Origin of the sequence: Nocardia inohanensis NBRC 100128 (assembly GCF_001612945.1) — a bacterium.
GTDB lineage: Bacteria > Actinomycetota > Actinomycetes > Mycobacteriales > Mycobacteriaceae > Nocardia > Nocardia inohanensis.
Genome location: NZ_BDBK01000001.1, coordinates 633,529 through 647,565, shown reverse-complemented (window position 1 = coordinate 647,565; position 14,037 = coordinate 633,529). Strand labels below are relative to the sequence as shown.

Annotated in this window: 11 protein-coding genes; 2 read left to right on the top strand and 9 right to left on the bottom strand. The window is 67.7% G+C overall.

What is annotated here, in order from left to right; genetic code table 11:
* Nucleotides 1–141 precede the first annotated feature (141 nt).
* Nucleotides 142–876: a formyltransferase family protein gene (locus tag NI1_RS03130; RefSeq protein WP_067813825.1), complete on the bottom strand. Its 735-nt coding sequence runs from the start codon at nucleotides 874–876 to the stop codon at nucleotides 142–144.
* Nucleotides 873–4,046, bottom strand: coding sequence for a non-ribosomal peptide synthetase (locus NI1_RS03125; protein ID WP_157534926.1), 3,174 nt, complete (start codon nucleotides 4,044–4,046; stop codon nucleotides 873–875). Before NI1_RS03125 ends, NI1_RS03130 begins: the two co-directional genes overlap by 4 nt.
* A gap of 256 nt (nucleotides 4,047–4,302) precedes the next feature.
* Here NI1_RS03125 and NI1_RS03120 point away from each other — a divergent pair, with 256 nt between their 5' ends.
* Both NI1_RS03120 and NI1_RS03115 read left to right on the top strand, forming a co-directional pair.
* Nucleotides 4,303–5,133 carry a 2OG-Fe(II) oxygenase gene (locus NI1_RS03120; RefSeq protein ID WP_218026667.1) on the top strand — a complete coding sequence of 277 codons (831 nt, stop codon included), beginning with the start codon at nucleotides 4,303–4,305 and terminating at the stop codon, nucleotides 5,131–5,133.
* 52 nt (nucleotides 5,134–5,185) lie between these two features.
* A complete protein-coding gene (locus tag NI1_RS03115; RefSeq protein WP_067813819.1) occupies nucleotides 5,186–6,460 on the top strand; it encodes a hypothetical protein in 1,275 nt (424 codons plus the stop codon).
* A 3-nt stretch (nucleotides 6,461–6,463) separates the two neighbouring features.
* Here the strand turns inward: NI1_RS03115 and NI1_RS03110 are convergent, their stop codons facing one another.
* The 7 genes from NI1_RS03110 to thrS all read right to left on the bottom strand — a co-directional run bounded on the left by NI1_RS03110 (nucleotide 6,464) and on the right by thrS (nucleotide 14,021).
* Nucleotides 6,464–7,132, bottom strand: a complete 669-nt coding sequence (locus NI1_RS03110; protein WP_067813817.1) for an EthD domain-containing protein — start codon at nucleotides 7,130–7,132, stop codon at nucleotides 6,464–6,466.
* Nucleotides 7,133–7,411: 279 nt separating this feature from the next.
* Nucleotides 7,412–8,452 (bottom strand): NUDIX hydrolase, encoded by a 1,041-nt coding sequence (locus tag NI1_RS03105; protein WP_067815181.1) that lies wholly within the window; start codon nucleotides 8,450–8,452, stop codon nucleotides 7,412–7,414.
* Nucleotides 8,453–8,486: 34 nt separating this feature from the next.
* A complete protein-coding gene (locus NI1_RS03100) occupies nucleotides 8,487–9,611 on the bottom strand; it encodes a glycosyltransferase family 4 protein (protein WP_067813815.1) in 1,125 nt (374 codons plus the stop codon).
* The gene (locus tag NI1_RS03095; protein ID WP_084522670.1) at nucleotides 9,608–10,588 is read right to left on the bottom strand and encodes a phosphatidylinositol mannoside acyltransferase; all 981 of its coding nucleotides are present in this window, start codon (nucleotides 10,586–10,588) and stop codon (nucleotides 9,608–9,610) included. The genes NI1_RS03100 and NI1_RS03095 overlap by 4 nt, the downstream gene beginning before the upstream one ends.
* 20 nt (nucleotides 10,589–10,608) lie before the next feature.
* Nucleotides 10,609–11,280, bottom strand: a complete 672-nt coding sequence (pgsA, locus tag NI1_RS03090; protein WP_067813813.1) for a phosphatidylinositol phosphate synthase — start codon at nucleotides 11,278–11,280, stop codon at nucleotides 10,609–10,611.
* Nucleotide 11,281: 1 nt separating this feature from the next.
* On the bottom strand, nucleotides 11,282–11,893 hold the full coding sequence (locus NI1_RS03085) for an ATP adenylyltransferase (protein WP_067813811.1): 612 nt from the start codon (nucleotides 11,891–11,893) through the stop codon (nucleotides 11,282–11,284).
* Between the two features lie 70 nt (nucleotides 11,894–11,963).
* Nucleotides 11,964–14,021, bottom strand: a complete 2,058-nt coding sequence (gene thrS, locus NI1_RS03080) for a threonine--tRNA ligase (RefSeq protein WP_067813809.1) — start codon at nucleotides 14,019–14,021, stop codon at nucleotides 11,964–11,966.
* Nucleotides 14,022–14,037 lie beyond the last annotated feature (16 nt).

Sequence of the window (14,037 nt, the reverse complement as noted above, 5' to 3'; positions counted from 1 at the left end):
CATGACGGGCGTCACAGCTGGAGGGCTACCGCACCGCTACTACAGCGGTCCGATCACGAACACGGTTGCCCAGTATTCGGCGGCGGACGGACCCATCACGGGGAGCAGAAAATCGTAGAGCAGGTAGGACACGAGAACCTTTCATTCCACACGGTGCTCGCCGCCGGCAAGATCGGCGAACGCACCCGACCCTAGTTCAGAATCCCGGACCGCACCGGCCAGTTCCGGATAGACGGCCGCGAAGATGCCAAGGTCGGTGGCGCGACGGAACTCGGGATGGCCGGTAAGGGCAGGCAGTCGCATCAGTGCCGCGCGGCCGAAATAGCCTCCGCCGTCGGCGGATTGGGGCATCGGGGTAGCGTGACCGGCGGCGATGGCCGCGAGGTTGCGCTCGAACAGCAGGGTGCAGGCGCGCAGGCCCTTCAGCATGACGTCCTGGAAGCCGTCGGCCGGGGTGAGCGGGAATCGCTCGGTGTCGAGGATGCGGCCGGTGTCGATCCCGGCGTCGATTTCGTGCAGGGTCGCGCCATAGCCGTTATCGCCGTTGAGAATCGCGTAGACGATGGCGGCTTCGGGTAGTCCGCGATGGTAGGGCAGCAGGCCGTTGTGGATGTTGTAGATGCGGAAACCCTTGTTCAGCACGGGTTCTCGCGGAATGGCGCGGTTGTTGATCGAGAACACGATCCGGTCGGTCGACGCGCGCCCCAATCGATCCGCTTCGGCGTTCACGTCGGTCGCGGCCAGCAGGGGTGTCCGCCGCTGACCGGCCGAACCCTCCTGTCCGGCCGGGACCACCACCAGATCGACGGGATGGCCTGCGGCGGAGGCGAAATCGACCGCCCGCCAGAGCAGGGCACCGCTACCGATGAAGATCATCGAGCCGCACCCGCGAGCGCCACGGTCACGGCTTCGCACACCCGGTCGAGGGTCAGCCGCTGCAACAGGCCCTCCAGCTGAGCCACGAAACGCTGTTCCGCCTGCGCGCCGACGATCTCGCGCGAGACCTGCGCCAGCATCTCCATGGTGGCGAGCGAGTCGCCGCCGAGGGCGAAGAAGTCGGAGTCCGCCACCAGGTCCGCGGCATCGCAACGCAGCACCCGGGCCCAGATCTCGGCCACCCGATCCTTGACCTCGCCGCCGTGGCCGTCGTCGGCGATGCCGGGCCCGGCCGCCTCGGCTTCCGGCGTCCGGGCCGGGCCCGGATCGGTGAGCGCGAGACGGTCGATCTTCCCGTTGTCGGTCAGCGGCAGTTCGGTGCGCCGATGGAAGGCGGCGGGGATCATGTACACCGGCAGCGTGTCCGACAGGTAATCGCGCAGGGTGCGATCGTCGGGCTGTCCCTCGGGCGCGCCGGTCGCGGGCACCAGATAGGCGTCCAGCACGTAGTCGCCCTGATCCTCGCGGCGGCGACCCACTACCGCGGCAGCCGCGACCTGGGGATGTGCTTCCAGTACGCAGCGCACTTCGTCCGGTTCCACGCGGTTGCCGCGGATCTTCACCTGATGGTCGACACGGCCGACGAATTCCAGTGCGCCGCCGGGCAATCTGCGCACCAGATCGCCGGTGCGGTAGACCCGTTCGTCCTCGACCGTCACGAAACGTTCGGCGGTCAGCTCCGGCCGCTCCAGGTATCCGGCCGCGACTTGCGGTCCGCCCAAATACAATTCGCCGTTCTCACCGTCCGGTACGGGCCGCCTCGACTCGTCGAGCAGATGCACCGTGGTGCCGGGCGCGGGAAATCCGATCGGCGCCGAGGAGGCGCCGGCCGGTGTGCTCTCGGTGAGCACCTGCGAGACACAGACCATGGTCACCTCGGCGGGACCGTAACTGTTGAGCAGCTGCACCTGTGGACCGAAGTATTGGTGGACCCGGCGCGCCAGATCACGGCTCACCTGTTCGCCGCCGAGCGCGACGGCCCGCATACCGACCTGCGGAATCCCCTGCCGCACGATCACTTCCGCGAGACTCGGGGTCAGGAACACCGTATTCGCGCCGCGCTCGCCGAGCAGCTCCGCCAGCGAGAGGTGATTGATCTCGCCCGGCACCAGCACCACCGCGCCGCCCGCGATCATCGGGGTCACCATCGCCATGCACGCCAAATCCGCTGCGGGCGTGTGATAGTGCCCGTACCGCGTCGCCGGAGTGAGCTGATACCAGTCCACGGCCGCCCGCAGGAAGTGCATGACATTGTCGTGCGTGACCCGCACGCCCTTGGGCCGCCCGGTGGATCCGGAGGTGTAGATCACGTAGGCGATATCGTCGGCCGCGACCTCCGCATCGACGATCTCGCCCCGCTCGGGCAACTCCTCGAGCACCAGCGCCGGCACCGCATCCCCGACCAGCTCGGCGAACCGCCGTTCGACCAAGCGCAACCGGACCCCCGAATCACGCAGGATCTGCACGATCCGTTCACGCGGATGCTTCGGATCCAGCGGTAAGAACGCCGCTCCCGCCGCCAGAATGCCCCACTGCCCGCTCTGCCCCGCCAGCGTCCGGCCCGCGACGACGCCGACGATGTCGCCGCGGCGAACACCGTTGTCACGCAATGCCTTCGCGATCCCCGCCGCACGATCGACCAGCTGCTCGTAGGTCAGCGTCCCGTCCGGCCCGGTGATCGCCACCGCTTCCGGGCGCACCGCCGCCTGTTCCCGTAGCAGCTGCACGAGCGTCGCCGGATGCCGTTGCAGCAGACCGGATTCCGCGATCGCCGTCCCGACGGCGGAGCCCGCAGCGTTGCCCGGCTCCACGACCTCGGCTTCCGCGAGCTTCGACGCCGTGGTCGCACCGCTGACCGGTTTCGTTTCCGCGGTCCCGGCCGGATTCGACCGTGTCAGTTCGTCGCCGACTTCCTCCGCGTGCGTCGCGACGGTCTGATTCGGCGCGGCCAGTGCGTCCGCGATCGTGTCGAGCAATTGGCCGAGGCGTTCGGCGACACCGACACCGTTGCGGCAGGACACCGTGATCGCGGTGGCGTTCTCCGACTCGACGATCGCGAAACTGAGCGGTGCGATGGACAGATGCACCGGGATCGCGATTACCCGGGTGGGGGTGAAGCCGGGGGCGGTGAACTCCGCGAGTGCGACCTTGCCCGCTTGGGAGATGACGGCCGAGTACAGGTTTCGGCCGGTGCGCTTGCCGACGGATTCGATGAAGCGCAGCGCGGCCTTCTGGATCAGTGCGGGGCTCTTCGCCAGGGTGAGGTCGTTCAGCTGGTTGAGTTCGTCGCCGCGCATGAGCGCGGCGAGCAGGCGCGCGTTGATCTGCTCCCAGGTCTCGCCCGGTTCGACGTCGACGTGCAGCGGCAAGGTCAGGTTGGCGGTCGAGCGCACCGCGGGGTCGTGCCTGCGCAGGTCGACGGGGAACATCAGGCGGGTCGTCGATCGACTTGCCGCGGTGATGATTTCACCGATACGCGCGACCACGGCCGGCCGGGAGACCGGCACCGTGCGATGCCGCAGCAGCCAGGGACGGCCCGGCAACGGCGCACCACGCCCGGCCGGGGAGGAATAGTTCAACCGCATCGGTGTCGGTTTGCCCGGGATCCCCACGCGCAGACCGAATTCCAGCTCCGAGATCGGATCGGGCGCTCCCTCGGGTGCATCGCCGCGCAGGACGCGGAAGATGTCCGCCATCCACAGTTGCAGCCCTTTGGCGTCCATCGTGCCGTGGAAGGCGCGGAAGATCAGCGTGGGCGATGCCGAAGGCAGCAGCAGCACTTCGCAATTCAGCGCTTCCGACAGGTAGTCGGGGCGGGCGATCGGACCGTGCAGCACCGGGTCATCGCTCAGATTGTCGTAATCGAGCACGGCGTTCGGGAGCACCCGGACCTGCGGCGTCGCCGCCAGCGCCACCCAGTCCGCACCCGAACGCACCAGTCGCGCACCCGGATGCACCCGCGAGGCGACCTGTACCGCGTCCCGCAACCGCTGCGGATCGAGCGCACCCACCCCTTCGACGACCATCTGAATCAGAAAGTGCGGCTGTAGCTCCCGCGCAGCGAGATAAAGCCGTTCGGAGGGCGAAATTCGGCGGAATACGCTGCTCAACGGGATCGAACTCCTAGAGAGGGCACTCGCACCGAGAAGTCCGTTCAGAGGCCCCCAAGCTCGACCGGACTGGCAGCCAGTCTAGGGTCGATACCCCGCCCGCATCGGTGTGCGAAATCTCACTCACCGGTACCGTCGCTTGACTGGCGGCACGGCCGCTTCTCCGGTACCTCGTTCGCGGCCAACGCCTTCGACGCCCGGCCGCGCGCCCGATAACGGTCGCCTGCCGATCGCGGTCGCCCTAAGCTCTGCGGACGTGACTGTGGCATTGGATGATTCGTGGCGGGCTTGGCTACAGGAGAATATCGAGCGCGGCTGTACGCCCGAGACGATGGTCGCCGCCATGGTCGGGGACGGTTTCGAGCCGGAAGCCGCGGCCGCCGCGGTGCGGGCGATGCGCTCCGGCGAGCTGCCCGCGGGATCGTCGTACCGGTACGACGCGTGCCCCATCGCACCGGGCCGGGTCATCAAAGCCCATGACCGAGAGGTCTATTCGCTGCTACGGCTGGAGCGGCCACAACTGGTGCTGTTCGACAATGTGCTCTCCGAGGAGGAGTGCGACCAGGTGATCGCTCTCTCCGAAGGGAAGCTGCGACGCTCCACGGTCGTCGATCCGGAGACCGGGCAGTCGACGGTCGTGGCCCACCGCTCCAGCGCGAACACCTCGTTCCAGATCTCGGAGACGCCGCTGATCGATCGGCTGGACCGGCGCATTTCGGCGCTGATGAACTGGCCGCTGGAGAACGGCGAGGGATTACAGGTGCTGCGGTACGGCGTCGGTGACGAATTCCGTTCGCACTTCGACTATTTCCCGCCGGATCAGCCCGGTCACGCCACCCAGGTCGCGAACGGCGGACAGCGGGCCGCCACCCTCGTCGTCTACCTCAACGACGTGCCGGACGGCGGCGAGACCCTGTTCCCGGACGCTGGGGTCACCGTGGCCCCACGCCGGGGGCAGGCCGTCTACTTCCGGTATTTCAACGGGCTCGGCCAACTCGACCCCGCTACCAAACATGCCGGAGCGCCGGTCCTCGCGGGCGAGAAGTGGATCATGACCAAATGGATGCGGCGCTACCGCTTCTCGTGAGCCGCCGAAACTCGTTTGCGGCCGGCGGCGTCCTGGTTCAGGCTTTTCCACGATGACGAACGCACTCGATCAGGCCCGCACCCTGCTCACCGACGGCGATGTGCCGGGAGCGGTGCGCGCCCTGCGCCCCCTCGCCGAAACCACCCCGCTCACCGAACTCGCCGCCTTCACCGCGCAATTGGCCGCGGCCGTCGACTTCGACGATCTCGCCCAGGCCGCCTCCGCCGTCGCCGCCGATCCGTCGAATGCCGAGTCGCTCACCGTATTCGGCTACGAATGCATCGAACGCGGCATCTCCTTCCTGGCGGTGCCGGTGCTGCGGGAAGCCCTGCGCCGCGGGCCGGATTCGCACCTCGCGCTGACCGAGTTGACCACCGCGCTCGAGGACGAGCACCGCCACGCCGAAGCAGCCGCCACCCTGGCCGCGCACACGCCGATCCTGCGCCCGTGGCCGGAGCGCTACCTGCTCACCTACAACCTGCTGCTCTCGGGCCGGACCGCTGCCGCGCGAACCGAATTCGACGCCCTGCCCGATCCGGACGACGACCGCTGGCTGTATGCCCGCGACCGGGTCGGCCGCATGCTGGCCCGGGCCGACCGGGCGGCGCACGCTTCGGCGCTGGACCATCACGACCTGCGCGGCTGGCATTTCACTCTGACCGGCGGTTATCTGGCCACCTACTCCCCCTACGGTTTCGCCGCCGGAATGTCGGGCCGCTGGGCGTATCTGGGTGACAGCGTGCAGAACTGCCGCCGTGGACTCGACCGGCTCGCCCTCATCCTGGCCGCCGCCGGCCGCGCGCCCCGCTCGGTATCGCTGCTGCCCGGCCGGGCGGATCGAATCCTCGGGCTGGCGGCCGCGGACCTGCTCGGCCTGCCCGCGCGGGAGTACGAGCCCGGCAGCCCCGACACGGTCGTGATCGCGTACGACCTCAACGGCGTGGACGGCGAACTGCTGTCCACGTTGAAAGAGCGCGCCGACGGCCAGGTCCTGTACGAGCACGCGTCCTGCTGGACCGATCCCGCGCCGGTGAGCGCCGATGCCGTCGGCCTGCTGGTGCAGACCGTGGTCGAACCGTGGGGCGGCGGCTTCCGCATCGGCGACGACGGTCCCGAGGACCTGCCCGCCGACGCCCGGCCGGAGCACGACATCGCCGCCGACATCATCGCGGCCGATCCTGCTCCCGATCCCGGCGACGGCGAAACCCCCGACGACCCGGATACCGCCCTGAGCGCTTTCGTCACCGCCACCCGCGACACCTGGCTGACCGGCCCACGCACTCCCGAACGCTCCCCCGGCCCGGTCCGCAGCTCCCGATTCGGCTGAGCCTCAACTCAATCGGTACACGTACCGGCTGGTGGGGACGAGATCCAGGTTCAGGTGCGCCCCGAAACTGACCACGCTCTCCATCATCCGGGTGACGCGCCGCTGCAACTCCGCGTCGTCCCCGCCGCTGCCGTAGAAGGCGTGCGGACTGGTCATGGCCGCCATCGGAAACAGCTCCTCGACAAGCGCGTCCACCCGATTCCCGGGCGTGATCGCCTCGCGCACCGTGTTCTGCACGTATCCGAACGTGTCCTGCGTTTCGATGGCCACCGTGGTGTGCAGGTCGTGCCACCGATGCAGCCACTCCTCCCGCGTCAAATCCTCCGGAATCCGCAGCAACGCGAAGTTGGCGAGCGCGTCGGCCCGCACCCCGTCCTCCACCGGCGGCGGCACGATAGGCGTCCGCTCCTCCACGATCCACCCGTTCACCTCGGTCCCCACCGACGCCAGCACCGCGGTCACCGGTTCGTGCCCGCCCTCTGTCCGCACACTGACGATGGCCGCGATCGCCTCCGGGTAGGTGCTGTGCTTGACCGTCGCGTCGGCGACATCCTTGTCCCGCACATTGACCTGCAACTCGCTCGCCCCGGCGGCGGCCAGCCGATGCCGCAACTCGCCGTCGTGCAACCGCTCGTCCAGACCGTCACCCCACAGGGCGTACATCAGCTTCATACCCGAAATCCTTGCCACAGCTCACCGTTGATCACCTCACGGTAGCGCCGTGGTCCCGCCCGTCGCCGATTTCGCGAGGTTCATCCCACCCAGCGGACTGCCGCGTCAGGCGAGTTCTCGATACGGCGGGTAGCCGCCGCTCACGCACTCCACCATCGCGTCCCGTACCCGCTCCACGGCGGCCGTGTCGACGATGCCCACGCGCAATCGATCGGACCGGTGTTGACGGCGTCGCTCGACACGATGAGAACCCGCCGCCGCGTTTTCGCAGGTATCACCTCAGCGGATGGAGCGGACCTCGGGGTCGGTGCCGTTGTCGGCGGCGGCGATCGCCTCGGGGAGCAGGTGGTCCAGGTGGTACGGGTAGACCGTTTCACCGGAGTGGTCGAGGTGGGCGATGTCGGTGGGGGTGCACCATTTGTTGCCGTTGATGGAGCGGCGTTCGATGTAGTCGAGGTTGCCGGGTTCCGGGTCGAAGGTCTTGGTGCGCAGGGCGAAGAAGAGTTCTTCGGAGCGGATGAGTTCGCCGTTGAAGGGGAAGACCGCGACGCGACGCCAGAGGGGGCCGCGCAGCTGGGACGAGTCGGCGGTGAGGCCGGTCTCCTCCCAGAGTTCGCGAATCGCGGCCTCGCGCAGGGTTTCTCCGGGGTTGACGCCGCCGCCGATGGTGAACCAGAACGGGACGTCGGGGACCTTGGGGTCGCAGCCGCGCAGCAGCAGGACGCGATCCTGTTCATCGAGCAGGACGACGCGGGCGGAGGTGCGGACCGTATCCACCTCCAGACCCGTCGAGGCGGCGGGCGTCACGCGTTCGGCGATCTCGAAATAGGTCGGCATCGGGGCCGTACCGCCGAGGTGCAGGATGCGGACCAGGCGGCGGGTGCGCAGCGCGAGGGTGTCGCGGACGGCATCGTTGTGGAAGCGGCGGGCGATGAGCACGCGGGCTTCGGCGTCGGCCAGCTCGGCCACCAATTGCGGTGGGAGCAGGGCGATATCGACCGAGGACAGCGCCGCGGCGAGCTGGTTCTCGATGGTCTCGCGGTCGCGCCAGTTGGAGCGTTCGGCGCGATCGGCGAGCGCGGAGAGGCGGCGGGCATGCTCTACGAGCGCCGGGTCGTAGAGCCCGGACAGCGTGGTGGCGACCGAACGGGCCACCACCGCGCGGCGGGCCAGCGCGGCATCCAGCGCGTGCCGGGCCTGGTCGGTACGAACGTGCAAGCGGTCCAGGCGATTCGCCGTCGTGTACGCCCAGACGCCGATGGCGATGACGACGGCCGCGATGAGCGCGAGGACCAGAATCCCGGTCGCGGAGAAAGTGATCATTCGACGCTCCTATCGGCGGTGAGCATCGCGGTCACCCGGCGGTCCTGACTCGAACGTCGCCGACGGTGACCGTCTCGTAGACGCGCAGGATCTGCTCGGCCACGACCGGCCAATCGTATTCGCCGACAACCTGATTGGCGGTGCTGATGTACTCTTCCCGCTTGTCGTCGTCGGTGAGCATGGCGTCGATGGCGGTGGCGAGGCGAGCGGAATCGCCGACCGGGACCAGCATGCCGGCGGTGCCGTCGCGCAGCACCCGCCGGAAGGCGTCGAGATCGCTTGCCACCACGGCGGTTCCGGCGGCCATCGCCTCCACCAGCACGATGCCGAAGCTTTCACCACCGAGGTTGGGGGCGCAGTAGACATCGGCGCTGCGCATCGCGGACGCCTTCTCGGCATCGGTGACCTGGCCGAGGAATCGCAGGTGGGAAGCGTTCTCACCGGCTTCGCGGCGCAGCCGGTCCTCGTCACCGCGCCCGACGATGAGCACCTGGAGCCCGGGATGGCGGCGCACCAGTTCCGGCAGCGCGCCGAGCAGGATGTCCATGCCCTTGCGCGGTTCGTCGAAACGCCCCAGGAACAGCACGGTCTTTCCGGCACGCGGATATCCGTCCAGCAGCGGCGCGTGCGCGAAGGCGGGCACATCCACCCCGTTGGGGATCTCGACCGCGTCCCCGCCGAGCGCCTCCACCTGCCAGCGCCGCGCCAGCTCGCTCACCGCGATCCGCCCACTGATCTTCTCGTGGTACGGCCGCAGCACGCCCTGAAAAGTACTGAGCACCAACGATTTCGTGGTCGACGTATGGAAAGTCGCGACGATCGGCCCTTCGGCGATCTTCAACGCCAGCATGGACAGACTCGGCGCGTTCGGCTCGTGAATATGCAGCACATCGAAATCGTTGTCGGCGATCCACCGGCGAATACGCGTATACGCGGTGGGCCCGAACGACAATCGCGCCACCGACCCGTTGTAGGGAATCGCGACGGCTTTTCCGGCCGACACCACGAAATCCGGCAGCGGGGTGTCGTCGGCGGCGGGGGCGAGCACGCTCACCTTGTGCCCGCGTTCGATCAATACCTGCGCCAATTCCACGACATGCGACTGCACCCCGCCCGGAACGTCGAACGAATACGGGCAGACCATGCCGATTCTCATAGCGCGCCGTCTCCCGTATCCCCCTCGGATTCGGCGACCGCCGCCGTTTCCGAATACCCCAGTGTCTGCTGCGCCGCGGCGATGCGGTCCAGTCGCGCTTGCGACAAGTCACCTTCCCACAGCGGTTGCAGCATGTGCCAGTCGGCGGGATGGGCGGCGATATTGGCGGCGAAAACATCCGCCAGCGCCTGGGTAGCCGGCTGCACGCCCTGAGAAACGTCGATGGGCGCGAACACCTGCATGCCCCAGCCCTCGCCGCCGTCCTCGGTGAACCAGCAGTGCACGGGCAGCAGCACCGCCCCGGTCTGTATGGCCAGTTTGGCCGCGCCGGCGGGCAGCCAGGTGGTCTCACCGAAGAAGGTGACCGGTACGCCCTTGCCGGTGAGGTCGCGCTCGCCCATCAGGCAGACGACCTTGTTGTCGCGCAGCCGATCCGCCAGCTGCGGGAACGGCGGCTGTTCACCGCCGGTCAGCGGAAACACCTCGAACCCGAGGCTCTCCCGATACGCCATGAACCGCTCGAACAGCGCTTCGGGCCGCAAGCGTTCGGCCACCGTGGACAATCCGCCGTGGTTCTGCACCAGCCAGACCCCGGCCATATCCCAGTTCCCCGAATGCGGCAGCACCAGAATCACACCGCGTCCGGCAGCCAGTCCGGCTTCCAGATATTCGGTGCCCTCGACATGCAGCGTTTTGCCCAGCGCCACATGATCCATGGTCGGCAATCGGAACGCCTCACGCCAATACCGCGCGTAGGACCGCATGCTCGCCTTGATCAGCGCATCCGGCACCTGCTGCGGTGCGGTCCCGAGCACCCGGGCCAGATTGCGCCGCAATTGATTCGGCTCCCCCGACTGTGCAGCGCGATCGGCTTTCCGCGCCGCCGCATCGGCGCCGGCATCGAATGCCTTGCGCGCCAGCCCTTCCGGCAGTGCGCGGACAAGCGCCCACCCGGCCGCGTACGCCTTGTCGGTCATCGCGGACGTGAAATCGGTATTCACCGCTGCGGTTCCTCCGGAGCTTTCACCGCGGGCGCGAGCACATCGCGCGCACCCGGGGAATTACGCACCGCCAGCACCCGCTGGAAAACGGTGATGATGCTGAGCACGGCGAGCGCGTACATGGCCGCGTACACCGCGTAGGACAACCATTCGATGCCGTAGTACTGGCCGATGCCGGTGAATCCGGCCCCGACCAGCACGATGATCAAACGGTCCGGTCGTTCGATGAGCCCGCCGTCGGCCGAGAGCCCGCTGGCCTCGGCGCGCGCCTTGGCGTAGGAGATGACCTGCGAGGTCACCAGCACCACCAGCGTCGCGGCGAACAGTTCCTTGCTGTTCTGATGGTAGACAGCCCACCAGGCCAGTCCGGCGAAAATGGCCCCGTCGGCGACCCGGTCGCAGGTGGCGTCCAGCACCGCACCGTATTTCGTGCCGCCGCCGCGCGCCCGCGCCATCGCCCCGTCCAGCATGTCGAACATGACGAACAGCCAGATCACCATGGTTCCCCAGAACAAATGGTCCGAGGGGAACAGGGTCACCGCCGCGGCGATCGAGGCGGTGGTGCCGATGAGCGTCATCGCGTCCGGGGTCAAACCGGTGCTCACCAATGCTTTGCCCAGGGGCGCAGTCGCTTTGGCGAACGTTTCGCGACCGAAGAAGCTCAGCACGCTATTCGGATTCCTTCCATGCCTGCGCCAGTAGCGCCCGGGTCTCCCGGAGCAGCTGCGGCATCACCTTCACTCCGCCGATGACGGTAATGAAGTTCGCGTCTCCACTCCAGCGCGGCACGATGTGTTGATGCAGGTGATCGGCGAGTGAACCGCCGGCAACGCCGCCGAGATTCAATCCGACATTGAAGCCCTCGGGGCGCGAGACGCTTTTCATCACCCGGATGGCCTGCTGGGTGAAGGCCATCAGTTCGAGGCTCTCCTCGGGCGTGAGGTCCTCCAGATTGGCGACGCGGCGGTACGGGACCACCATCATGTGGCCGGGGTTGTACGGGTACAGGTTCAGCACCGCGTACACGAACTGCCCGCGCGCCAGCACCAGGCCGTCCTCGTCCGACATCAACGGGATGTCGGTGAAGGGATGCCCGGTCTTCTTGGGCGCGTCCGGATCCCGTTCCTCGACCGCGCCGGTGATGTAGGACATCCGGTACGGCGTCCACAGCCGTTGCAGGCGATCGGGTTCGCCCACACCGTTGTCCACGATCTGCTGTGCCGGAATCTCTTGCCCGGCAGCAGCTTCGGTGAGACCGCCGGACGCCGTACGTTCAGTCATGCTGTCACCTTTCGGCGTGATTGGGGGCCCTGCGTGGTTACGCGAGCTGCCGCCTCCGGGCCCTGACCACTCACGCCAACCCGTTCGTCTTCTCGAAGCGCTCCGCGGTGGGAGATGCGTTCTCGCGGCGCTTGATCCAATCGGTGATGATCGAAACCGCTTCCGCCACCGGCACACCGTTGACCTGGGTGCCGTCGCGGAACCGGAACGACACCGCGTTGTTCTCCACATCGCGCGCGCCGGCCAGCAGCATGAAGGGAATCTTCTGCGCGGTCTGGTTGAAGATCTTCTTCTGCATGCGGTCATCGCTGCGATCCACTTCGGCGCGAATGTCATTGTCGCGCAACTGCTCGATGACCGCATCGAGGTGCTCGGCGAAGGCTTCGGCGACCGGGATGCCGACCACCTGTACCGGCGAGAGCCAGGCCGGGAACGCGCCCGCGTAGTGCTCGGTGAGCACACCGAAGAAGCGCTCGATGGAGCCGAAGAGCGCACGGTGGATCATGACCGGGCGATGCTTGGCGCCGTCCGGGCCGGTGTACTCCAGTTCGAACCGCTCGGGCAGGTTGAAGTCCAGCTGGATGGTGGACATCTGCCAGGTGCGGCCGAGGGCGTCCTTGGCCTGCACGGAGATCTTCGGGCCGTAGAAGGCCGCGCCGCCCGGATCCGGCACCAGGTCCAGTCCGGAGTCGGTGGCCACCTGGCGCAGGGTTTCGGTGGCCTCTTCCCACAGCTCGTCCGAGCCCACGAACTTCTTCGGGTCCTTGGTGGAGAGCTCGAGGTAGAAGTCGTCGAGACCGTAGTCGCGCAGCAGCGACAGCACGAACTGGAGCGTGGTGGTCAGCTCCGCGTGCATCTGCTCCTTGGTGCAATAGATGTGCGCGTCGTCCTGGGTCATGCCGCGCACGCGGGTCAGGCCGTGGACGACGCCGGACTTCTCGTAGCGGTAGACCGAGCCGAATTCGAACATGCGCAGCGGCAGTTCCCGGTACGACCGGCCACGCGACCGGAAGATCAGGTTGTGCATCGGGCAGTTCATCGGCTTGACGTAGTAGTCCTGGCCGGGCTTGCGGACGGTGCCGTCCTCGTTGAGTTCGGCGTCCAGGTGCATCGCCGGGAACATGCCCTCGCGGTACCAGTCCAGGTGGCCGGAGACCTCGAAGAGGTGGCCCTTGGTGATGTGCGGGGTGTTCACGAACTCGTATCCGGCTGCGATGTGGCGGCGGCGGGAGTAGTCCTCGAGCTCCTTGCGGATGATGCCGCCCTTGGGGTGGAACACCGGCAGGCCCGAGCCCAGCTCGTCCGGGAAGGAGAACAGGTCGAGTTCGAGGCCGAGCTTGCGGTGGTCACGCTTCTCGGCTTCCTCGAGCAGCCGCAGGTATTCGTCCTGCGCCTCGGTGGATTCCCAGGCGGTGCCGTAGATGCGCTGCAAGTCCTCGCGGGACTGGTCGCCCCGCCAGTACGCGGCCGAGGAGCGGGTCAGCTTGAACGCCGGAATGTACTTGGTGGTCGGGCAGTGCGGCCCGCGGCACAGATCGGCCCAGATCTTCTCGCCGGTGCGCGGATCCAGGTTGTCGTAGATGGTCAGCTCTTTACCGCCGACCTCCATGACCTCAGGATCGTCGATGCCCGACTTGTCGGAGATGAGCTCGAGCTTGAAGGGCTCCTTCTCCAGTTCGATGCGGGCCTCGTCGATCTCGACCACCCGGCGCGAAAACCGCTGCGCGCCTTTGATGATCTTCTTCATCCGCGATTCGAGCTTGGTCAGATCCTCCGGGGTGAACGGCTTGTCCACCTGGAAGTCGTAGTAGAAGCCGTCCTTGATGTACGGGCCGATGCCGAGCTTGGCGTTCGGGAACTCCTGCTGCACGGCCTGCGCGAGGACGTGCGCGGCCGAATGCCGGATCACATTGCGGCCGTCCGGGGAATCGGCGGTGACGACCTGGACCTCGGTGTCGAACTCGGGCGCCCAGGACAGGTCGCGCAGATCGCCCGCGGCGTCCTTGACGACGATGACGGCGTTGGGCCCCTTGTTCGGCAGGTCCGCCTCGCGCACCGCAGTGCCCGCGGTAGTCCCAGCGGGCACCCTGATCAGGGGTACTGGGCTGTTCGCGGCTGTGGTGGTCACGGCTGGACACTCCTTG

What these genes read in the sequence shown, in the direction of transcription:
- NI1_RS03130 (WP_067813825.1), bottom strand. Translation starts at nt 876, where the DNA reads ATGATCTTCATCGGTAGCGGTGCCCTGCTCTGGCGGGCGGTCGATTTC.
- NI1_RS03115 (WP_067813819.1), top strand. Translation starts at nt 5,186, where the DNA reads ATGACGAACGCACTCGATCAGGCCCGCACCCTGCTCACCGACGGCGAT.
- NI1_RS03110 (WP_067813817.1), bottom strand. Translation starts at nt 7,132, where the DNA reads ATGAAGCTGATGTACGCCCTGTGGGGTGACGGTCTGGACGAGCGGTTG.
- NI1_RS03100 (WP_067813815.1), bottom strand. Translation starts at nt 9,611, where the DNA reads ATGAGAATCGGCATGGTCTGCCCGTATTCGTTCGACGTTCCGGGCGGG.
- NI1_RS03095 (WP_084522670.1), bottom strand. Translation starts at nt 10,588, where the DNA reads ATGACCGACAAGGCGTACGCGGCCGGGTGGGCGCTTGTCCGCGCACTG.
- NI1_RS03085 (WP_067813811.1), bottom strand. Translation starts at nt 11,893, where the DNA reads ATGACTGAACGTACGGCGTCCGGCGGTCTCACCGAAGCTGCTGCCGGG.